The organism is Streptomyces sp. NPDC005151 (genome assembly GCF_053599875.1).
In genome coordinates this window covers 1-21,803 of the sequence record NZ_JBSFYR010000087.1, presented here as the reverse complement: position 1 = coordinate 21,803, position 21,803 = coordinate 1, and the positions used below count along the sequence as shown (strand labels likewise).

Annotated in this window: 16 protein-coding genes and 4 pseudogenes; 8 read left to right on the top strand and 12 right to left on the bottom strand. The window is 69.2% G+C overall.

What is annotated here, in order from left to right:
• Window positions 1–293: 293 nt before the first annotated feature.
• Together ACWD6R_RS32215 and ACWD6R_RS32210 are read right to left on the bottom strand one after the other, a co-directional pair.
• Window positions 294–665: a hypothetical protein gene (locus ACWD6R_RS32215; RefSeq protein WP_451821939.1), complete on the bottom strand. Its 372-nt coding sequence runs from the start codon at window positions 663–665 to the stop codon at window positions 294–296.
• Between the two features lie 205 nt (window positions 666–870).
• A pseudogene (locus tag ACWD6R_RS32210) lies at window positions 871–1,268 on the bottom strand (restriction endonuclease).
• 231 nt (window positions 1,269–1,499) lie between these two features.
• Between ACWD6R_RS32210 and ACWD6R_RS32205 the strand changes: the two are divergent.
• Both ACWD6R_RS32205 and ACWD6R_RS32200 read left to right on the top strand, forming a co-directional pair.
• Window positions 1,500–1,976 (top strand): hypothetical protein, encoded by a 477-nt coding sequence (locus tag ACWD6R_RS32205; protein WP_451821938.1) that lies wholly within the window; start codon window positions 1,500–1,502, stop codon window positions 1,974–1,976.
• A gap of 1,157 nt (window positions 1,977–3,133) precedes the next feature.
• A complete protein-coding gene (locus ACWD6R_RS32200; protein ID WP_451821937.1) occupies window positions 3,134–4,633 on the top strand; it encodes a S1 RNA-binding domain-containing protein in 1,500 nt (499 codons plus the stop codon).
• Window positions 4,634–4,642: 9 nt separating this feature from the next.
• Here the strand turns inward: ACWD6R_RS32200 and ACWD6R_RS32195 are convergent.
• From ACWD6R_RS32195 to ACWD6R_RS32185, 3 genes and pseudogenes are all read right to left on the bottom strand, one after another.
• Window positions 4,643–4,783: pseudogene (locus ACWD6R_RS32195) on the bottom strand (3'-5' exonuclease); the annotation flags it as partial.
• A gap of 40 nt (window positions 4,784–4,823) precedes the next feature.
• Window positions 4,824–5,531 carry a transposase gene (locus ACWD6R_RS32190; RefSeq protein WP_451821936.1) on the bottom strand — a complete coding sequence of 236 codons (708 nt, stop codon included), beginning with the start codon at window positions 5,529–5,531 and terminating at the stop codon, window positions 4,824–4,826.
• A complete protein-coding gene (locus ACWD6R_RS32185) occupies window positions 5,528–6,538 on the bottom strand; it encodes a transposase (RefSeq protein ID WP_451821935.1) in 1,011 nt (336 codons plus the stop codon). Before ACWD6R_RS32185 ends, ACWD6R_RS32190 begins: the two co-directional genes overlap by 4 nt.
• A 265-nt stretch (window positions 6,539–6,803) precedes the next feature.
• On the opposite strand from ACWD6R_RS32185, the gene ACWD6R_RS32180 reads away from it, so the two are divergent.
• Window positions 6,804–6,998 (top strand): hypothetical protein, encoded by a 195-nt coding sequence (locus tag ACWD6R_RS32180; protein ID WP_451821934.1) that lies wholly within the window; start codon window positions 6,804–6,806, stop codon window positions 6,996–6,998.
• 373 nt (window positions 6,999–7,371) lie between these two features.
• On the opposite strand, the gene ACWD6R_RS32175 is transcribed toward ACWD6R_RS32180, so the two are convergent.
• Both ACWD6R_RS32175 and ACWD6R_RS32170 read right to left on the bottom strand, forming a co-directional pair.
• Entirely contained in the window at window positions 7,372–7,821 is a 450-nt protein-coding gene (locus tag ACWD6R_RS32175) for a hypothetical protein (protein ID WP_451821933.1), read from the bottom strand.
• 380 nt (window positions 7,822–8,201) lie between these two features.
• A complete protein-coding gene (locus ACWD6R_RS32170; RefSeq protein ID WP_451821932.1) occupies window positions 8,202–8,519 on the bottom strand; it encodes a hypothetical protein in 318 nt (105 codons plus the stop codon).
• A 554-nt stretch (window positions 8,520–9,073) separates the two neighbouring features.
• On the opposite strand from ACWD6R_RS32170, the gene ACWD6R_RS32165 reads away from it, so the two are divergent.
• From ACWD6R_RS32165 to ACWD6R_RS32145, 5 genes and pseudogenes are all read left to right on the top strand, one after another.
• Complete coding sequence (locus ACWD6R_RS32165) at window positions 9,074–10,804, top strand: C40 family peptidase (protein WP_451821931.1); 1,731 nt, start codon at window positions 9,074–9,076, stop codon at window positions 10,802–10,804.
• Window positions 10,805–10,959: 155 nt separating this feature from the next.
• Window positions 10,960–11,241, top strand: coding sequence for a hypothetical protein (locus tag ACWD6R_RS32160; protein ID WP_451821930.1), 282 nt, complete (start codon window positions 10,960–10,962; stop codon window positions 11,239–11,241).
• Between the two features lie 54 nt (window positions 11,242–11,295).
• Window positions 11,296–11,545, top strand: a pseudogene (locus ACWD6R_RS32155) (IS6 family transposase); the annotation flags it as partial.
• Window positions 11,546–11,969: 424 nt separating this feature from the next.
• Window positions 11,970–14,144 (top strand): AMP-binding protein, encoded by a 2,175-nt coding sequence (locus tag ACWD6R_RS32150; RefSeq protein WP_451821929.1) that lies wholly within the window; start codon window positions 11,970–11,972, stop codon window positions 14,142–14,144.
• 12 nt (window positions 14,145–14,156) lie between these two features.
• Complete coding sequence (locus ACWD6R_RS32145; RefSeq protein ID WP_451821928.1) at window positions 14,157–14,384, top strand: IS3 family transposase; 228 nt, start codon at window positions 14,157–14,159, stop codon at window positions 14,382–14,384.
• 48 nt (window positions 14,385–14,432) lie between these two features.
• Here ACWD6R_RS32145 and ACWD6R_RS32140 read toward each other — a convergent pair whose 3' ends face one another.
• The 5 genes and pseudogenes from ACWD6R_RS32140 to ACWD6R_RS32120 form a co-directional block, all read right to left on the bottom strand.
• Window positions 14,433–15,062 (bottom strand): TetR/AcrR family transcriptional regulator, encoded by a 630-nt coding sequence (locus ACWD6R_RS32140; RefSeq protein ID WP_451821927.1) that lies wholly within the window; start codon window positions 15,060–15,062, stop codon window positions 14,433–14,435.
• Window positions 15,063–15,067: 5 nt separating this feature from the next.
• A pseudogene (locus ACWD6R_RS32135) lies at window positions 15,068–16,359 on the bottom strand (ISL3 family transposase).
• Window positions 16,360–16,610: 251 nt separating this feature from the next.
• On the bottom strand, window positions 16,611–16,967 hold the full coding sequence (locus tag ACWD6R_RS32130; protein ID WP_451821926.1) for a DUF3099 domain-containing protein: 357 nt from the start codon (window positions 16,965–16,967) through the stop codon (window positions 16,611–16,613).
• A gap of 391 nt (window positions 16,968–17,358) precedes the next feature.
• Window positions 17,359–19,077: a cytochrome bc1 complex cytochrome b subunit gene (gene qcrB, locus ACWD6R_RS32125; protein WP_451821925.1), complete on the bottom strand. Its 1,719-nt coding sequence runs from the start codon at window positions 19,075–19,077 to the stop codon at window positions 17,359–17,361.
• Between the two features lie 409 nt (window positions 19,078–19,486).
• Window positions 19,487–21,037, bottom strand: a complete 1,551-nt coding sequence (locus ACWD6R_RS32120) for an FAD-dependent oxidoreductase (protein ID WP_451821924.1) — start codon at window positions 21,035–21,037, stop codon at window positions 19,487–19,489.
• Window positions 21,038–21,803: the final 766 nt, after the last annotated feature.

Here is a 21,803-nt window from a genome sequence, read left to right as displayed (position 1 = left end):
GTTACCGGGGCAACGGTCGGCCGGGGTGGGTTCCGATCCCGGAGCGCCTGAGGACCGGCCCGTGGACCGATGGTTGGGGCGTCGTCGGTGGCCACGGGCCGGTGCCAACGGAGCCTCCGCCCTGCCCAATGGCCATCAGCCAGCAGTGGGCCATCCGCCAGGTTGGAGCCGGTGTCGTAATTGCGGGGCGCCAAGCACTGGTTTTCCTCGCGTGCACCTTCCCGTCTCGCTAGCCCGGATGTACGCGGTGAGCGGAGGGACGGTATCCCCACTCAACTTCCCAGCGCCAGGCGCTACCGCTCTTCGACGCGGGCGCGGAGGCGGGCAAGGATCCCGTTGGGCGCCACCGCGTCCTGAGCCGCGACTTCCCGCCCCGCCCGTTCGCGACGGCTGTGCTCGCAGGCCGGGCACAGACCGCCAGCAGCGGGACGGTAGCCGTCCTCGCCGACCGTGCCGGGTTCCACATCGGTCTGGCAGGACGGGCACTGCCAGGCCGCTTCCCAACGGGCCAGTTCCTCGCGCCGCTGCTCCTGCTCCAGGACCCGGGCCATCTCGCGCTCCTGGCGGCGCTGGTCCTGGCGGGCGTAGTACTCGTCTTTGGTCCCGGTGTTGGTCAGGGCGTCGGTGATCGGCTGCCACTGGCTGCGGCCGAAGCGCCACCACACCGGCCCATGAGGACCGTGGGTGCGCAGCTGGTCAAGGTGACCTGCGGAAATGAGCGGTGTCCGATTTAGGGGGTCCACACCTCCGGCAGTACCTCCGGTCCCCCGCTGAAAGCAACGGTGCAGACACATGTGGAGTCCCCTTCCGGTGCAACTCCCGCCCCGCCGTACGGCATCCACGCGGCCGGGATCGGGCAAGCCTCCGGGGTCACACGCCCGGGTGCACGACGGCCCCGGTGGCGGGCGCGGCCTCCAGGCGGTCAAGCCGTTCGTAGAGTGCGCGGACGAGCCGGGCGCGGTTCTGGACGCAGCGCACGGTGCCCTTCAGCGTCGTGGACAGTCGGCGGTCCGCCTCCGCGAGGACGATGTCGGCGAGCGCCCGGGGTCCGCCGGCAGCTGGTCGGCGCGGCGCCGTACGTCGGCGGCGACCGCGCGGGCGTGGCCGGTCAGCTGGAGGCCGATCTGCTCGTAGTCGCGTGTCGTCAGCGTGTCCGGGCCTGTCCAGGCGAGCACGGCCTTGACGAGGCACTCGTACGGTTCGCGCTCGAGCGGGAGTTCCGCTTCGATCAGGCCGTCAGCAGGCCGGAACAGATTGTCCAGCCGCATCAACATCCCGTAACGCCTTCCAGGGATCTTCAGCTTCTCCCTGCAACCCTTTGGCGCTGGCGGCAGTCGGACTATCCGCCCCAACAACAGCGTCGAGAGATCTCACATGACCATCCCGCCTCCCGCCGAAGCCCCCAGCCCGAGGCACTGCAGATTCCTCCCGGCACAGCCGAGCTACTTGAAGGGATGAGCGAGGAACAGGCAGCTTTGACTCTTGGCCTGGGAGCTCTCGTGCAGCGCGCTGCCGAGACCGAGTACATCCTGCACGGCCTCTACGCCCACCTCGGTGGCGTCGAACTGCCCTACACAGACAAGCCCAGCGTCCCCGTCTCGCACTTCATCGACAAAGCCAAGACCCGGCTGGCCGCGATCCCCGAAGATCGGGTGCCCGCCGAAGCCCGTTCCGCATTGCTGCACGACCTGGATCTGTGCACGGCCAGCTTCGAGGAACGCAACCGATACATCCACAGCTGCTGGGTGTACGACGATGAGGTCTACGGGTGGCGGACCGTCAAAGGGACGAAGGGGCTCAGCCGCCCAGAGATCGGCCTGGTATCCAGCGAGGACGTCTGGGAGCTGGCCGGTGAATTGGCCCGCCTACGAGACAAACTGATCGCGTGGGACGCCCACTTCTTCGGAACGCCCGGAGACCCGGACCTGGGCATGCCTCCCGCATCCGCGAAGCGTCTCGGCCGGTCCGAGGTCTGACATTCAGTGAGACGACCAGCCGGACGCGGCTTGCCCCCGGCTGGTCACTTCCCCGGCCCGGCCCGGTCGGGGTGAACAGCAGTGCACGGTAGTCGTCGAACTTGACCTCGAAGGCAAGGCCGCCGGGCAGCGCACCCGGTGCGGGCACCGTCTCGCGGGCCTGGGCGAGCATCGGCTCCACCGGAGGGCGCGGCGCCCGTCAGCCGGCCGGGGTGACGGGTGTGGGCGTCGGGCCTGGCACCACCGTCGTCTCCTTCCGCCGGGCGTCACCGGGGCCCGCACCCGGGGGTGGCGCGGGCCCCGGTGTGAGGGGCAGCAGCCCAGGTCGTCCTGTCACAGACCGCAGACTGCACCTACCCTGTGCCGCGCGCCGAGCGGCGAGGACCGGCCTCTGCTCAACAGCTGCCGTCCCGATCGCTGCGGGAACTCGACCATCACGACCCGGCATCGCAGCGGGTGGGAGGCAGCACGCGGAGACACCCAGCGCGCACTGGCCTTCGTGGGCCTCTCCGATCTTCAGCGAACGGCTCTGCGAGGGCACCTCGGCAACATCACCCAAGTGATCGAGGGTATCGACCGTGCCAACGACTGACCCCACGGAAGCAGCTCTCCGCGCGGCCTCCGAACGTCTGCTCCGCGGAGAGCCCACCCGTAGTGACGGTTCCCTGACCATCGCCGCTCTCGCCGTCGAGGCAGGTGTCAGCAGAGCGAGCGCGTACCGGCACCCTCATGTTCTGACTGAGTTCCGAAGCCTCGTAGCTGGTCGAGAAGATGCAGCCACACCGTCAGCCTCGCTCCGGCAGGAAGTCCAGGCCCTGAGGGCAACAGAGCGCCGGCTCCGCCGAGAGCATGCACGCGAGGTGCGGGAGCTACGCTCCTCGATCAACGTCCTCGCACAGCAAGTTCAGCTCCTCACGCTGGAGAATCAGCGCCTCTCCAAGGTGGCCGACCGAAGCGATCGCGTCACTCGCATCGATCGCCGCTGATCCACTCGTCTTGATGCAGCGCGGTATCCCGCTTGCAGACGGTGATCTCCATGGTCATCCTCGAAGGCGGCAAGGCAGATCGGGCAGTGATGCGCTGGCCCATCCGGCCCTATGCTCCCGATCACGAGATCGACCGCTGAGCAAGCATCATCAACAACCACGGGGAGCAGTGTGCCGCCTTTTGTCTACCGGATCACCAAGTACGACCCTGCTGACCGCGATGAGCACGGCAGCTACATCGGCACTGAGGACTCGACCAGCGACCACGGAGCGATCGAGTCCGCCTACCTGCAGGCGATCGCCGTCTTCGCCGAAGACACCGGTATCGACGCCTTCGCCATCCGCGAGCCACAGATCACCGGCCTCGTCCACTTCGGCCTGGAGCCAGCGGTCGACGGCCACGGCCTGGCCGGGCTCTTCCCACCCGACCTCACCGGATTCCACGACGGAGCACAGGTGTCCCTCTCCGTCGGTCTGGAACTGGTCCGAGCCATGCTCCGCGACAACGGCGCCTGGTGCCGTCTGGAAGTCGAGGACGTGTTCGCCGTGCACGTCGGGTGGGACCAGTACGTATATGTCAGCAGCGACAAGCCCTGCGGCAGCGCTCTGGCGCGGACCCGGGCGCTCGGGCTCTTCCCGGAACGATTGCACGCCTCCCCCTACGCTGCGGACTCCGACGAACCCGGTGTACAGCGCCCCGCCGACGAGGACTTCTGGGCCCGCCTGCGCTGGTCCATCGCCATGTGGGAAGCGGCAATATTGGAAGAGGGCTACATCGACAATGCCTCCCGCTGGCACCGTCTTACCGAGGACACCCTCGACGTGGTACGCACCCGGCTCACACCCCGTGCCCAGCTGACCGTCTGGCCGGACCTGTCCACCGACGTCGATGCAGTTCTCGCCACGCTCCCCGACGAAGGCCCGGTGGAGCTCGTCTGGGAGGACGGGAACGGCGCGATCACCAGCACGATCATCGACGAGACCGAGTACGGGGCACTGGCCACGCAGGTGGCGGGTGCTCAGGCCGCTGCGGCCCTGTCCCTGGACGTCGACGCACGTCGCCCCTTGTTCACCGCTGTCATGCCCGACAGTGACGGCGTTCTGCGGGCCCGGTGGAGGACCGAGCAGACCCCCAGCGACCGGAACTGGGCCTTTCTGAAGAGTCTCCGCCGCGGGCAGATCGTCACTGGCATGGTCACGCAGATCGCCAGCTTCGGTGTCACGTTCGTGGACATTGGCGGCTTCACCGCAATGATCAACATTCCAGAGCTGTCCTGGAGGCACACCGATCGCCCTTCCGATGTCGTCACCGTGGGGCAGGAGATCTCGGCTGAGATCCTCGACGTCGACATGGTGAGAGAGCGTGTGCCGCTGTCTTTGAAGGCATTGCAGGAGGACCCGATGCTGCAGTTCATAGAGCGGGTCGGCCAGGTCGTGACCGGTGTCGTGACCAAACTTGTGCCGTTCGGCGCCTTCGTCCGTATCGAAGACAGAGAGAATGGCCTCGAAGGACTCGTACACAACAGCGAGCTGACTGAAGGCCCCGTTGGCCGGCCCGAGGACGTGGTCCACGTCGGCGGCTCTCTCCCCGTAAAAATTCTCGACGTCGACCCCACCCGACGCCGAATCACCCTCTCCCACCTGCAGGCTCTCGCGCACGGAGAACCCTGACCAGCCGGGTTATCGACTTCGCGGGATGACCGGCCAAGCCGTCTCGACGACTGCCGTCGGGTTCGCCGTCCGCCGCAGATATGCCTGCAGAGAGACTGATTGCTCAGCAGCCGCACGCACTTGGAGATCATGCAGGTCTGCCAGCAACGTCATCCCGACGGTGCGCGATCTTGGTGGCTAATTCCAACTGTCAAGCTATAAGGGAGAGTTGGAGTCTGGCGAGGTGACTGTGGCTGGCTCGGTCGAGGGGGTGGCCGTTCCACCAGGCGACGACGCGGATGAGGTTGAGGGCGGTGGCGCTGGTGGTGTGGTCGAGGTGGGTCTTGGCCAGGCCGCGGTAGCGGGCTCGGCGCAGTCCGGTGGTGTGGGTGGCCTGGCGGATGGTGCCCTCGACGCCGGCCCGTAGGGCGTAGTCGCGGTTCCAGTCGCCAGTCTGCTGCCGGGCGCCGGCGTCGCGGACGGCCTCGGTCAGTTCGCGGGGCTGGAGGCTGAGTCGGCGGCGGTTCTGCTTGGCGCTGGTGCACTGCTCCTTGAAGGGACAAGGGATGCAGTCGGTGGCGGCAAAACTCACGACGGTCTTGGGCACGCCGTCCTGGACGACGGGGTTCCAGGTGACGCTGGTCCTCCCGGCGGGGCAGGTGGCCCGCTCGGCCTCCCAGTCGATGGTGAAATCGTGGGCCGCGAAGCCCTGCCCGGCCTTGGCCTGGCGGGAGGTATCCAGCAGGACCGGGGTGACCAGGGCGATGCCGTAGGTGCGCGCGGAGGAGACGATCAGTTCGGCGCTGGGGTAGCCGGAGTCGAGGTAGTGCCGCTTTGGCAGCAGCCGACGGCGCTTAAGGCCCTGGTGGACTGGCTCCAGGGCCTTGGTATCGGGCAGCGTGGAGACGGTGGTGGTCACATTCGTGATGATGTTCGGGCGTGCGGGGCGGTCCCCGTCGGCCTGCGGGTGGCAGGCCGCGACACGTGCAGTTTGAACCCGTTCCAGAACAGGTCGCGCTTGGCCGACCAGCGGGTGTCGGTGTCGTAGGGGGAGGCGAGGCGTATCGGGCCGGGCGGCAGCCCGTCGCCCCCGTCCTCGGCGCGCTCGCGACGCCGGGTCCGCATCCGGCCGCCTCCGCTGGTGGCGCGGGTGTAGTTCTGCACCAGCACGGTGCGCAGGGTCTGCACGACGGGCAGCTCGCGCAGCCACGCTGGGGAGGCGGGTGCGTACAGGGCGGTCAGCAGCGTGTAGCCGTCCTGGGCGTAGTGCAGCGCGAGCGTGTCCTGCTTCGTCTTGGAGGCGGGCAGGCGCCAGGTGTCGATCCGGTCCGCGTACCGGCGGCTCCAGTTTGCGACGACCAGCGCCTGGTCGACCCAATCGGGGCAGGCGGCCGACAGCGCGTTCAGCGCCGCGCGCACGCTCTCGCCGACCAACTCGATCCGGTTCAGGTCCCGCACGGCCGAGATGATGTGCGTGGAGTCGGTGCGCTGACTGTCGCCCGCCTGCACCAGGCCGAGTGCGCGCAGCTTGTCCAGAAGCAGGTCCAGCACCTGCTCCTCCAGCTGGTGGGCGACCACGCGGGTGCGGAACTTCGACAGCACGCTGTGGTCGAAGCCCGGATCGTCTATCGCCAGCCCGAGCGCGTACTTCCAGGACAGGTTCTCCCGGACTTCATCGGCGGCCTGCCGGTCCGTCAGGTTCGCGACCTTCTGCAGCACCGTGACCAGCGCGAGCCGGCCCGGCGACCAGCCCGGCTTACCCGCCCGCCCGAACGCGTCGGCGAAGGCCGCGTCCGGGAACAGCTCGCCCAGTCGGTCGCGGACCTGCACCGCCAGCGGGGCCTCCCGCTTGCCCCGGTACATCGCCCGGATCGCCGCCGCGATCTGCGGATCCGGCTGAGGCCATGGCTGCGGCTGCACCGACACGACACACTCCGATCCGAGACGACGCACGAGAGATCACCAACGCTCATGATCCACCGCAGCCTCGCCGTGCTGCCACCCCGCACACGGACATGCCCACGACCGACCCCAGGGCCACCCCCTCAGCATCCCAACTCTTCCTGGTTATAACGAAGTTGGAATTAGCCACCAAGATCGGGCAGCGTTCCACGTGCCCGTGGCGGGCAGTGGGACCTCGGTCCGCCATCCAAGTCGGCAGCCGGACAAGGGGGCCCGGTTGGTCTTCCTCATGGCGATACGCGAGTGGGACCACCTCTGCCCCGCAACCGCGGCGCCGACCATCGCCCGCTGCATCGTGCACTTCACCGCCCGGGTCCTTGCTGACGAACCCCAGAACGTCACCCGCACCCTGGAGGCGATGCGCAACGAGTACGTGGCAATGGCGGCGGGCGAGGCGCCCTTCGGAACGGGCGCGTACCAGTAAACGCACCGTGGTGCGCATCCGATGCGGCGGTGCGCGCACCAAGGTGCGGCCGGTGCGCATCGTCCCGGTTCGCCGGCGTACCGGGTGCCGTGGATGCGGCGCATACCCGGGCGCGCGTCGATCCCGATGGCGGGATCGGATTGCCCCCTGTCTTCTTATGGCTTGCTCAATCCCTCCCGGTCGTCGATCGACGCCACGACCGGGGCGTCCTCCTCGGAGTGCATCCGCCTCGGCGCCTGCGTAGTAGACCTGCGAGGCCACGGACCAGCCCCTCCGTGCCCTCTGCGTGCCGAGGGATTCCGCAACACGGTAGAGCGGCAGGAGCATGGCGACGGAGGATCGACCGGAAAGAACTACTGAGGCGCCGGTTCCGCTACAACTGCAGGCCAGCTTCGTTTGCCCATCGGCTGAGATCCTCGCAGGTTGGGGTTGGCGTCCGAGAACGTTCGACGAGGGTGACCAAGACGTGGCGGAGCTCCCTGCTCAGGTAGAAGAGCCAAAGGCCGGTCCCTCCGGTCTGATAGGAAAACAGCCGGAAAGTGTTGACGGCAGTCTCATCGGCCTCGTCGGCAAAACTGGTTGGCAGACCAGCAAGGAACTCGTAGTCCCGTTTTCCTGTCGCTGCATCTGCCACGGTACGCAAAGGAATGGCGTGGAGCGTCTCGATGGAGAGGGGACTGCCCGCCGCGACAGCGTCGGCCAACACGGCGTGAAGGGCCAGGGCGGCGAAGGTCGCCAGCAGATGCTCGCCTTGCTCGAGGTCGATGTCCCGCCCGTGGAAAGCCTCGTGGCGTCTGGTCCGGCGCCACGGCTCCTGGTCCATCAACGGCAGGATGGACCGGCCCAGAAACGCACAGCAACGCCACAAGTGGTCATGGTCCGATGTCACAACGTTCATCCTCTCTGCTGCGGCAAACGAGCGAGCGGGGAGGGCCTGCGGGGTAGCTGGACACCACACCGCGGGCCCTCCAACCTGCCGTTAAGCGCAGGGCACGTACAGGATGGCGCTGTATGCCGTGCCTGAATCAGTGTTGCCGGTGCTGGACGTAATGCTTCCGAGCGTGGAGGTACGCCAGGCAGTGTTCGGATCGCCGGGCTAGACCGGCTCCCAGGGCAGCGGCCCGAGCGCGGCGGCCCGCTCCTCGATGCCCTCCCGCACCCGGGCGGCGGCGGCCTCGATCCTCGGGTCCTGCGACGGCGTGCTCATGCGGCTCCTCCAGTGGGTGTGCTCCGGCCCGGCGCGGGCTGGGCGCCGGGCCGCTGGGTGTGCGGCGGCGTGGACGTCGCCGCGGTGGGCTGCGGCCGGGGGCCGTGAGCGACGGCGCGCTCCCGGATGCTGTCCTGGAGCTTGGCGGCCATCTGGGCGGCGGCAGCCTCGAACCCCCGCCGGGTCTGCTCCACCGCGGCGACGTCGGTCGCCAGCTCCAGCAGATCGCGGCCGAGGGCCTCGCGCAGATGCAATCCCGCGCCAACAACACCCGCGCCCACGGCCTGGGCGCCGAGTTCACGGACGTGGAACACACACAGATCGAGCCGTAGCCGAGGGCCGGGACCTCGAACGCCATGACCGGCCAGGGCCAGGGCTCAGCGCACCCCACGACACGGGCCGCCCCACGGCCGTTCGCCTGAGCACGGTGCGCCGCTTGCGCCGCTGCCGGGCGGATGTGGCCTCTGAAGGCCCCGGAGATCCCGGACGGGCATGCGGGCCTCGGTCAGGAACGCGCCGTCAGGACGTACAGGTCCGCCGGGACTGACTGTCCAACGGCGAGTGCCTTCGCTTCCGTCGGCTCGTCGGCCGGGGGCCGCTCGAACGCGTGGTCGCCGAGACCAGCGGCTGACAGTCCGCCGTCCCGGCGCGTCGTCCAGTCCGCCGGCCGGGCCGGGAAACCAGCAGCGCGGCGCCATGCTGCTTCTTTGTCATGTTCTCACCTCTCCCGTCCGGGATCCTCTTCCTCCCGTCCGGAGCACACCGAACCGGGTGTCACGTCGGCGTCCCTGAAAGGGGGGCGGTGGAACCGGCCATGGCGCGCGGCTGGCTCTGGCAAGTCCCGCACTCTGATGTGATCATGAACCTCATGCCGAATTCCGCCCTCCCTCCGGGCCCTTCTCGTCTCTCGCGCCGTGGTCTCGTCGCCTCCCTCGGCGCCGCCGTGGCGCTCCCGCTCGTCGCGCCCCGGTCCGTCTCGTACGCGCGTACTCCCGGCGTGGCCCCTGCGGCCGCCGCGGCCTTCGCCGGGACGGCGGGCGGCTCCGCCACCGGGGTCACCATCGCCGGCAACGACGCTTCCGTGTACGCGCCGTTGAGCCTCGGCACGCTGACCGCCGTTCCGCTGTCCGGCACACCTGGCCGGCTCTCCGTACGTGATGGCGACACCGAAGTCGCCCTGCTGACCACGGGGGCACGTACCGTACGCCTGGCAGGCCCGGAGCGGACGTTCGTGGAGAACAAGCAGCCGTTCACGGACCTCTTCGACCGGGAGAGACCCACCGACTGGGGCAGCTCACCCGCAGGCGGCTCCTGGTCAACCGTCAACGGCGCCGACACCGATTACACCGTCCAGCCCGGGGCCGGGACAATCGTCCTGAGCAGCGCGAACCTCAGCCGTCACGCCACGCTCCTCGACAACATGATCGCGGATGTCGACGTCCGCGCGGACGGCTCCTTCGATCGGGCCCCCGCGGGCGCGGCCCTGTCGTTCGCCCTGTCCTTCGGTTACCTGGACCCCAAGAACCACTGCCGGGCCCGGCTCGTCCTCAACCCCGGCGGCACCGCGGAACTGCGGATCGAACGCGAACAGGCCGACACGACCACCCTGCTGACCCCCGCCGTCGCACTCCCGAGCCCCTCCGGCACTGTCCCGTGGTCGATCCGCGTACGCCGCACCGGTGACCTCGTCCAGGCACGCGCCTGGCAGACGGCCGGAGCCGAGCCCACCGCGTGGACGGCCGAGGCGACCGACCCCTTGTCCCGCCAGGGGCGCGTGGGCGTACGTGCCCTCGCGTCCACCGGCACCACCAACCTCCCCGTACGTCTGCGCGTCACACGTTTCGGCGTCGACGCCGCGAGCTGGGCCGTGCCGCCGGCCGTCACGCACCGGGAATGGATACGCGTTCTGCCCGAACCCTTCGACGGCGCATGGACCGCCGCCCTCGAACAGACCGTACGGGGCTGGGTGGGGTCGACCGCTCCGGACGTCCTCGCGTACGCCTTCATGTTCGTCGCAGGCGCCCCGGAGGTCCGGGCGGCCGCGCTCGACGGCGCGCGGGTTCTCGGGGAGGCCGGTTACGGACCGACGGCGACCGACGGCACCCGGCGCGAAGGCGCGGACTTCCATGAGTACATGGGCCTGCCCTGGACCTTCCCGGTCGGCGGCGCCAGCCCCGCCGGGAGCGGCATCTGGCGCGACAACCTGGACTGCTCCGGATACGTCCGGATGGTGTACGGCCACCACTGCGGCGTCCCCCTCGCCGCGGGTGACGATCCCGCCCGGACCGCGCTGCCCCGCCGTTCCCACGACCAGTCGCTCCACGCGCCGGGCGTCACTCTCGCACGGGCCGTCGGCGAACCACCCGCCACCCCGCAACTCCACCCGGGCGACCTGCTGTTCTTCGACGCCGACACGGCCGACAGCGGGGAGATCGACCACGTCGGCATCCACCTGGGCACCGACCAAACCGGCCAACGCCGCTTCCTCTCCAGCCGCAAGACCCCCAACGGCCCCACCATGGCCGACCTCGGCGGCCCCTCCACTCTCGACGGGGACGGTCTGTACGCCCGCACCCTCCGCGCGGTCCACCGCGTCTGAACCACACCGGACCACGAACGGTCGGCGACCGGGCCGGAGCCCGCGCCGCGGGCCGTTCGTGCTCGATGCGGGAACCGGACCCGGCGCACCGGCAAACTCCAGCAGTTCGCCAGCCTCGGACTGGAATGGGCGGCAGCGGATGAAGGAGCAGGACGATGACCGCGCGTGGAGAGGGCGCCGCAATGCCGGAGGTCAGCTCTGACCCGTGTCAGCGGATGAGTGACTATCGGACGATGGCGGTCAACGCCCGGATGCGGATCTTCGCGGTCCTCGCGGCCGCCGGACTGGAACCGGACGCCGCGGACGAACTGGTCCGCGCCCCGTCGAAAGCCGACCGCACGAGGGCGTTCGTCCCGTATCCGCAGCCCCGGAATCCGGTCGGCACAAGGACGCGAGATCCTGCGGAAGGCGGCGAAGGGCGCTGTCACGTTGGCTGACAGGGTGGGAGGATCCTCGGGCTGATCACGGTGGAGGGGTCGTCCGTGGAGGGCATGTCGCCGTCGTACAAGGGGCACCAGTATCCGGTCGAGGTGATCTCGCACTGCGTGTGGCTGTACTTCCGGTTCCCGCTCAGTTTCCGTGAGGTCGAGGAGCTGATGCTGGAGCGCGGCGTGATCGTCTCGTACGAGACGGTCCGCCGCTGGTGCCTGAAGTTCGGTCAGCAGTACGCCAACGGACTGCGCCGCCGGCGGCCCCAGCCCGGCGACACGTGGCATCTGGACGAGGTCTTCATCAAGAGCTCGCCGGCGACCGGCGAGCTCTGGGCCGTCGCCCCGGTCGCGGCCACTGTCGCCGCGGGCACCGTCGCGGGTCCGAGGGCAAAGGCCATGCTTCGCCCGAGTCGAGATCGCCTCTCACCTGGATGGGACAGGTTCCCGTCCGGCCTGCACCGGATCGGAAAGTGAGCGACAGGCCCCGGTACCCGTGACGGCAAGCAGTGACGTCTTGATGCCGCCTCGCCCGGATGCATCGGCTCGATTGCCGGACAACCATTTTGCATGTCTCCCTATACATGACGCGCGTAGGCTGTGTGTGACAACTATGTCACTTACGGTTCACTCTCGCCGGGGGTCTTGTGATGCTGGCACAGACAATCGTTCATGCCGGCGGCAGCTTGCTCTGGGAGGGCTTCTGCACCGGCCCTCTGGTGCTTTCCCATGAAGAGTTGGGTGATATTTCGGTACGGCTGCTGGGAATCGACCTGGCCGGCACGGAAGTCGCAGCGCGTGAGGAGCTGGTGCCTTTCGGGGCCGTCCGCGGCGAGGTGCCGGCAATCGTCCTCGGATCGGCCACGACGCTGAAGAAGTGCTACGAGGCGGATCTGGCGCAGCTCGCCCTGGGCAGGTCACCGGACGACTTCTCGGCCTACAACGAGGCCCGCTCGGTATATCTCGCCGCGCCGGGGGACCTGGTGATCGGGCGTACGGAGCCATGGCGTCAGGCCTTGGCCACGTCCGAAGCGGTACCGGTGGAGGTCCCCGAGCTGCGCCACTATTACCCCACCCACGCCCTGCTGACTCTGGCCGTGGCCTCCCCGCCGGACGCCCCCGCCGCACCGCTGGCCAGGCTGGTACGGCAACTGCGCGAGGCGCCGCACACTGTGGTGCGGCTCTTCGCGGTCGACCCGGAGGCGCGGGTGCTGCTGTTGTGGCTGAAGCGCGCAGCGGGGCTGGAGCGGCTGCGGATCGACGCCAACGGACCGGATGTGGCCGAGCGGTGGAACCGCAAGACCACGCTCTACCCCACCGTGGAAGTCGCCGAGGGGATGTCCGGCCCCGCGGCGGACGAGGACCCGTACGACACCCTGGCGGCCGAAGCCGCGCTGACTCCCTTCCACCAGGAGTTCGGGGTGCTGCTGCCGCGCCTGCCCGGTTACTCCCTCACCCGGGCGGGCGCCGACGAGGCCACCATGCGCCGACGGGTGCGCACGGCGGCCCGGCTGCTGCGGGAGCGTTACGGCCTGGATCTGGGGTGCTTCAAGCCGGCCGAGGCACTGACCGGCAACAGGATCAGGACAGCGGTGCCGCTGGCAGACATCGACGCGCTCGACGCGCTCGCCCGCCAGGCGATGCGGACCGGGGAGGACTACGTGCTGGAGGTGCACACCGACTACCTGCGTCACCGTGTCCCCGGTTACGAGTTCATCCTCGCGCCCTCCGCACATGTGGTGGCCGGCCGCCTCGCGGAAGGCGGAACGGTGCAGATCACACGTGGCAGTGTCTGGGAGGGCAGTGTCTACGTCGACGAGGAGACCTGCGACAGGTTCGGCATCGCTCCCACCTGGTTCCGCACCGCCCGGCAAGGCATGGCCACCCTGCTGGACGCCTTCGAGAGGGACGGCCGGAGTCCGGGATTCGTCAAGGGCGGTGTGGACTTCGCGATCGCCAGGCTGGGCGGCCGGTTCGGGGCCACACCCGTGGTCGCCATGCAGGACCTGAACCTGTCTTCCAACGGTGCGGAGTACGTACGGGCCTTCCTCGCCCAGGCCCGTCGCGCCCTGGATCCGGACCAGCGAATGCTGGGAATCCTGAAATCCGGCGCCGCTTATCTGCCGATCGATCCCGAATACCCGGCGGAGCGAATACGCTGGGCGATATCCGACGCCGAATGCCCCATGATCGTCGTGTCACCGGAACTCGACGACCGGCTCGGTGACCTGCCGGTACGAACGGTGACCACCGATGTCCGGTCGTCGGACGGGCCGTCACCGCATGCCCCACGCGGCGCGGACACCGACCTGGCCTACGTCATCCATACATCCGGCTCCACCGGCCGGCCCAAGGGCGTCCAGGTCGAACACCGCTCCGCCGTGCGGCTCTTCGAGGCGACCCGTCCGGACCGGGCGAGCTTCACCATCGCCCTGCACGCGGTGCGGGAACAGGTGATCACCGCTCAAGGGATCCTCTCGCCTGCCGATGTTTCCGGTGGTGTCACCCGGGCCGCGCTCACCGGCCTGCTTCCTCCTCGTCGCGCGCGAACCAGTGCTCGCCTCGTGAAGTGCCCCATCTCCCAGTACACCGTTGCCGGGCGGACCCGCCCCAAGACCAGCCAGCGGATCACTGTCATGAGTGTCACCCTCCGCGAGGTCGGCACTCCCGAACAGGGAGAAACGGCAAAGGATGTGGGGTTCAGGGAGCTCACGCTCCGTCTCCTACGCACCGATCCGGACCGAGCCTGGCGAACCGTGGAGATCAGCCGTGCACTGGGGATCACGGCGACCTCGAAATATCGCAGCCTCTGCACACGGATCAACCGGTGGGCTGATCAGTTCATGCTGGTCAGGGAGGGGCCAGGACGATACCGCCTCTCCCCCGAGTGGCTGACCTCACCGGCGTCGTGAGGTCAACTTGACGTGGCGGGCGGCGTGTTAACTCCGCGGCATTGTCTCTACAAAACCGAGCTCATCAAGCCGCAGCGGCCCTGGAAAGCCCTGAGCGAAGTCGAGTTGGCCACCGCTGAGTACGTCGATTGGTACAACCACCGCCGACTCCACGGTGAGATCGGCCACGCCCCACCCGCCGAATACGAAACCACCCACTACCAGAACAACCAAAAACAGCAGGTCACAGCCACAATCTAGAGTCTCTACCGAACCCGGAACGGTTCAACCTGACGCCCGCCGGGCGCCCTACAGTGTCAGGCCGCGCTCCAGCACCGCCAGGGCCCGGTCGATCATCTCCAGCAGATCGCCTTCCTGAGTGTCGCCCCACAGCACCTGGTGGAAACCGCCCATCACGGCGCCCACCAGAACGCGGATTTCGAGGTCGTCCGCCGGCCGGCCGGCCCGTTCGGCGAGCACCGCGCTCGTGGCCTCGATCATCCTGTCCTGGGTCTCGCCCACCAGCGCCCGCACCGCGGGCACCTGGCGCACCAGCTCCCTCCGCCACCGGTACTCCGCGCTCAAATCGTCGGCGAGCCTGCGCACCATCTCGGTCAGCGCCTCCCGCAGGGCGACCAGCGGCGGCTCGTCCGCCGGGCGGTCGCGGAGGAAGGCGATGCTGGACTTGGCGTAGTCGTCCGTCAGGACGATGTGTTCCTTGCTGGGGAAGTACCGGAAGACGGTGCTCGGCGAGACCTCGGCCGCCGCGGCGATCTGCTCGACGGTGGTGTTGTCGTACCCTCGCTCGTCGATCAGCCGACGGGCCGCCTCGCGGATCGCCTGGCGTGTGCGCAGCTTCTTGCGTTCGCGCAGGCCGAGGCGGGCTTCGGCGACCGCGATCGCCGGTGACGTCGGTGCGCTGGACGTGGCAGAGGGCATACGGCTCATTGTCGCGCACCATCGGCCGGGCCGGACAGCGACTCGGCCAGGGCCTGATCTCCCGCCTCCTCACCCTTTGCCTTCCGGCTGTCCGGCAGCTTGAAGGCGGCGAGGCCGGCGATGCCGCAGATCAGCAACACCCTCCCCATGCCGTGGACGAAGGCGGATTCGGCGGACTCCGCCAGCTGCGGCATGTTGAGCCGCGCTGCGACCGCCTGCGCGGCCACCACGGACTCCTTGGCCACCTCGGCCGCCTCCGCCGGCACCCCGTCCGTGTCGACGAAGGCGGGGATGCGGCAGCGGCGTGCCCAGCCGATCCACCGGTCCAGGGCCGTGAGTGCGGCGGTGGGCCGGGTCTTGGCCAGGGTGAACACGGCCCGCAGAGCTTCCTTGAGGAGGTAGGCGCGGTGGAGGCGGGGGTCGGTCGCGGCGATCCAGGTGAGCTTGGCGGCCTGCCGGTCGGTGAGGTCGTCGCCGTTCTTCCACAACGCGAACCGGGAGTCCTTCAGTGCCCGGGCGCGTTCGCGGCCGTCGGTGTCCTGGGCCTGGTGGCGGGCCCGGTTCCACGAGACCCGGCGCTCGGTGTCCAGGGCGTCGGTGGCCCAGGCGACCACGTGGAAGGGATCCATGACCCGCACCACCCCGGGGGCCCGCTCGGTCAGGGTCTCGGCGATCCACAGCGCTCCGTCGGCGCTGATGTGGGTGAGCCGTGCGGCCCGTTCCGGGCCGAGAGCGTCGAAGAAACGGTGCAGGACACTCTTGCCGTGCCCGTCGGCCATCCACACGACCTTCCCGCTCTCGTGGTCCACGACCACGGTCATGTACTTCTGGCCCTTGCGGTAACTGATCTCGTCGATCCCGATCCGGACCAGTCCCGCGAGCCGGTCGGTGGCCGCGTCCCGGTCGGCGACCACGCGCTCGACGATGCCGCCGACCGTGCGCCAGGAGGTCCGCATCAACTGCGCGGTCGCAGACTTCGAGCACTCCGCGGCCATCCACGCGGTCTGCCGGTCGAAGGCCAGGGTGTGCCCGGCGTCGTGGCGGGCCCAGGGCACGGCGGCCGTGACGACGCCGTGCGCCCGGCAGGCCACCCGCGGCATGTCGGCCTCCAGGAACACGCGCACCGGCCCGTGGTCCAGGCACCGCCATCGGCGCCTGCCCCGCCCGGCGTCGTACCGGCCGGCCGATCGCACTGTCCGCACCTGCCGCGACGGCGGGAATCAGGCCGTACCGACACGATCACACACTGTTCGTTCTCATCGATCCGGACGCCCTCGACCACCATGTTTTGGGTCATCAGCGTCCGCTTCCATATCCTGAAGACAGACACGCCGTTTTCCTGCTTGATCCAACTTGAGCCTCGATACCTCAAGGATCACAGGGAACGGCGTGTTTCACGTATCAGGCCAGGCCAAAGCACCCACACATGCGGCAGGAGAGCCTGAAATAGTGACACGGTTGACATCTTCGCGCCAAGAGCACCTCAAAAGTGACGTGAGTCACGTCAGCCGAGGTCGTGGGGTCGCCGGTGTGCAGTGAAGTGCCGGGTCAGTCCGCCGTGTTGCGTTCCGGCGGCAGGATCAGGGTGGGTTCGAGGACGACGCGGGCGGCGGGCTCTTCGTTCACCCGTGCCAGCGCGGGCCGCGCGCCCCGCTGCTGGCGCCACCCGGCCTGCGCCACCACCACGGCGACGTAGGGGATGACACCCGCGCCGACCAGCGCGCAGACCGCGAGGGCGGGCCAACGGTTCCAGGTGACGGCCATCACCACCACACAGGCGGTGCGCACCAGCATGGCCGCGAGGTAGCGGCGCTGACGGCCGCGCAGGTCCCGCGTCAGGCCGGTGCGCGCCGGGGTGATGGACTCGGCCCGGGCAGCATCCCGGCGCCATGGAGTGGTGTTCATCGGGCCTCCGTGGACACTCCGGCACGGCGCCGGAACCGGAAAAAGGGGAACCGGACCCTGCCGGTTGGACGAAGGATCCCGTGCGGTGCGGACGTTCACCTACCGGGCGGCCGTGCCGCGGGGCGGCGGGCCGCGACGGCACCGTACGGTCGTCGGGTCACGGATGGCTGCCGCGTGCCGTGCGCCGCCGGAGCGACGGCGGGCGGTGGAACAGCGGACGGTGGACGGTGGAACGGCGGACGGCGGACGGCGGACGGCGGACGGTGGAACGGCAGAAGGCCGAACGGCGGGCCGCGGGCCGCGGGCGGTGGAACGGCGGCGGCGCGGGTGACCGTCCTCTGATCACCCGCGCCGCCGTCCCTGGCCCGGTTTTCGGCTGTGGGCCGCCGGGTCAGTGCACGTCCTGGTCCGGCTCCCGCTCCTTGAGGGCGCGCCGGGCGCCGGTTTCCAGGTGCCCGTCTGCCGAGCCGTGCCCGTTGGCCGAGTGGCCGAAGTGTTCCAGGGCCTGCTCCATCTCCTGCGGGGTCGGCTTGGCGATCTGGTTGCCGTACAGCCAGCGGCTGAGCCGGTAGCGCAGCACCTCTTTGCGGGCCTTGGGATTGGGCACGCCGTTGCGTTCCGTCTCGGGCGCCGGCAGCGGCTGGTAGGACTCCCTGGCCAGCAGCGCGTACTCCCCTCCCCGGTCGAGGCGCTCGTGCACCTCGACGAACTCGCCGTGCGGCAGCTTCTGGATCTTTCCGGTCTCGCGGCCGTGCAGGAGCTTGTCGCGGTCCCTCCGCTGCAGGCCCAGGCAGATCCGTCGGGTGATGACGTAGGTCAGCACCGGGACGAGGAAGACCCCGATCCGTACCACCCAGGTGATCGAGTTCAGGGACAGATCGAAGCGCGCGGCCAGGATGTCGTTGGCGCCGCCGAAGAACAGCACCAGGTAAAGGGCGACGAACGCGCAGCCGAACGCGGTCCGCGTGGGGTGGTCGCGCGGCCGGTCGAGGAGATGGTGCTCCCTTCTGTCCCCGGTGACCCAGGCCTCCAAGAACGGCCAGAGAGCGATCACGGCCATCATCACCGTGGGCAGGATGACGGCCGGGACCACGATGCCGAGATTGACGGTGTAGCCGCCCCAGATGGTGAACTCCCAGGCCGGGAAGGCCCGCAGCGCGCCTTCGAGGAAACCCATGTACCAGTCCGGCTGGGATCCCTGGGAGATCTGGTCGGCACGGTAGGGACCGTAGTTCCACACCGGGTTGATCTGCGCGATGCCCCCCAGCAGCGCGAGCACCCCGAAGACCAGGAAGAAGAAGCCGCCGGCCTTGGCCGTGTAGTTCGGCACAAGGGGCTCACCGACGACGTTCTTCTCGGTGCGGCCCGGGCCCCGGAACTGGGTGTGCTTGTGGTAGAAGACCAGGATCAGGTGGATGGTGAGCAGGATGAACACGAGTCCTGGGATCAGCAGGATGTGCAGGCTGTAGACCCGGGGCACGAGGTCATGGCCGGGGAACTCGCCGCCGAACGCAAGCATGTGCACATAGGTGCCGACCAGCGGGACGGCGAGCGTGACGCCCGAGGCGATGCGCATGCCGGTGCCGGAGAGCAGGTCGTCGGGGAGCGAGTACCCGAAAAAGCCCTCCAGGGTCACCAGGACGAGCAGCACGAAGCCGATCAGCCAGTTGACCTCTCGCGGTTTGCGGAATGAGCCGGTGAGGAAATGCCGCAGCGTGTGCAGGCAGAGCGAACCGATCATGACCAGGGCCGACCAGTGGTGCAGCTGGCGGATGAACAGGCCGCCGCGCACCTCGAAGCTGATCTCCACTGTGGAGGCGTAGGCCCCCGACATCCGCACGCCCTGGAGCGGGCCGTACGAGCCGTGGTAGACGGTCTCGGCCATGCTCGGCTCGAAGAAGAAGGTGAGCCAAGTCCCGGTGAGAATCAGCACGACGAAGCTGTAGAGCGCTATCTCGCCGAACATGAACGACCAGTGCTCGGGAAACACCTTGCGGATCAGGAACCGGAAGTTGTAGATCCCGAGCCGCTCGTCCGCCCAATCGGCGATGCGCTCGCCCTTCGGCGTCTCGGTGCGCGTACCCTGCGGCGCTGTTTCGGTCGTGCTCATACCCGCGCGCCCTCCCCTCGCCGCTCGGTTGTCACAGGCACACCCGGTCCGGCCAGCGAACGGTCGGTGGTGGGGGCGGCCTGCCGCGGCACAAGCGGGCCCGTGCCCTGGAGCAGATGAAACGCTATCGACGCACGACTCGACCGAACAACCGACTTCAAGCCGAATCCCAACCCTAACTCGACTGTTTCTTGAGCGAGTTTCGAGTCAGCGGGGTGTACATCGGCCACCTCCGTGCATAACTGGCCATGCTTCCCAGCCTCGTTGGCCGTGCACGGTGCCCGCCTTTCGCTCAACTGCTCCTGCAAAATTGCTAGTTGATCCACTCTTGTCACACCGAAAGCATAGGACCACGCTCAGCGCGGCTCGCGACCGGCTACAACCTGCCGCGCGTTCCAGAGCGCGGCACTCACGGCCGCCGCCGGTCACCGGCGGGCGCCACGGCAGGCCACTGTGCCGAGGACCCCGTGGTGGGTCTGCGCCCGGCAGAGCCGGTGGAGACCCCGGCGGCAGATGCGTCCGGCGCGACGGAGCGGCGCCGGAGCGCGTCCTGGCCGTGGGTGGTGCTGGGCGGCGTCGCCTGGGCCGGGCCGCGCGGGCCGCGGAGCGCGGCCCGCAGCGCGCCCGGCCGCAGCGCCGCGGCGGGCTCGGCGGCCGTCTGCAGCAGTTCGAGCAGCAGCGTCGCCGCGTACGGATCGGTGGTCGCAGCGGCCGCGATCCGGTCCGCGTACCGCCTGCTGAGCCGGGTGCGCACTCCGGCCCGCAGCTCTTGGCCCCCCTTCGCCGCGCGCAGATTGCGGGTGCTCATGTGCCAGGCGGGGGCCAGGCGGTGGGCAAGGGCCCGGCGCAGCCGATAACCCAGGCCGACCGCTGTGCCATGACTGGTCAGCATGTGATCGAGGACGAGGGCGGACTGCACCGCGATCGTCATGCCCTGACCGTGGGCCGGGTCGAGGGCGGCGAGGGCGTCGCCGATGACGACGAACTGGTCGGGCCAGCGGCGCAGCTTCTCGTAATGACGCCAGCGGTTCTCGGTCCGGCCGCTGCCGTAGACCGGGCCGAGCGGGGTGGCGGACTCGATGACGTCGCGCAGCAGCGGGTGACGCAGGGCGCCCGCCGCGCGCAGCAGCCCCTCGTGGTCGGCGGGTGATCGCTTGCCGTCACTGGTACAGATCGACACCGACCAGCGGCCGCCCTCGATGGGATTGAGCATGCCCTGCACCGGATTTTCGGCCGAAGCCATGAGTAACAGGCTCTTCCAGTCGGCGACATGGCCGATGGGCGGCGCGGACACGACGGTGGTGTACCTGGTACCGGCATCGGCCACCGTTTCCCTGGGCGGCTCGTAACCGAGTTCGGCAAGCCATTGGGGGGCGCACGAGCCGCGTCCGGTGGCATCGACCACGAAGTCGGCGGATATCAGGCGCCGGGCAGCCCATCCGTCGGTCGCCTTCCGGTCCCGCCCGCGCACCCATACGCCGGTGACGGTGTCGTGGCGGCCGGGCTGCAGGGAGACGACCTCGTGCTCCTGCAAAAAGGCCACCTTGGAGTCGGCGAGCAGCCGGTCGCGCATCACCGCGTCGATCAGATCGCGGCTAGCGCTTAGCATCGACAGGTCCGAGTCGAACCGGGGCAGCCAGCCGCCCGGGCCGAGCAGCAGCATGTCCTCGGGCATGCGGACGCGCACCGCTCCGGCGCCGGTCAGGTCCTGGCCTATGCCGGGAAACAACTGCTCCAGGCCCTGCTGGGCAGCTGTCATGAGGCTGTGCGTGTGCCGCGCCTGGGGCACGCCCCGGCGCCGCCCGGGTCCGCGTGGCACCCAGTCGCGCTCGATCACGGTGACCCGGTCCATGAAGTTGGCCAGGGCCCGCGCCGCGGTGAGCCCGGCGATGCCCGAGCCGATGATCACGGCGTGGCCGTGGCCGTCACCCCCGTCGATAACACCCGCGTTCAGACTCAACTTACCTGCCCTCCCAGTGGGTTGTGCTTGCATCATGCGGGGCGTGGCCATCCGCACGAGGGAATTCGGCCCGTCGAGGGCGGGAGTTCGAGTGGCCGTCGAGGCAGTCTCGAGGAGGACTCGAGCGGGACTCGAGCGGGGGCGGCAAGAAGCGGTGGGACTCGGCCGAGTCCAGCCCGCCGCCGGTGCGGAAACCGGCGGGCACCGGCAGGGCCTCGCAGCCCCCGGCCGGGAAGGCGCGGCCGGCATTCCGTGCGTGCCCGGCGTCACCTCGGGAAACGGCACGCGGTCACGATGGCTGAAGCGAGTCATGCGCGGAGGGCCATGATCCGTCGCCCGGATGCCGCCGGCGGGCGACCTCGAACGCACGTCTGCCTCGCGGCGAAAGGGCCTGGGCACAACGCGAACGAGATGACGACCACCCCTGGACCGCGCCCATCCCGCACCAGCCGTCCTTGTTGGACCGACCGGCAATTGGGGGGCACCTCAGGACGATCAAGTCCCCGTTCACGGCGGCACACAGCGGACCCAAAACCTGAATCTCCATGGTTCCCTCCGTTCGTCTTCCTGCACTCCCGATCGCGGAAAGTCGTCGGCGAACGTGCACGCTAGCCGTACCCACACCGGAGGCATCGGTTCCTTCAGTGACATTTGAGCAATCCTCAAAGAACCAAGGCCGCGAAGTTTGCTGATCGGCGGGGCTGTCAAGGAGGTTCGTCAGGTGGCGAGGGTGTAGGTCGCGCGGCCGGTCTTGTGGAGCATTCCG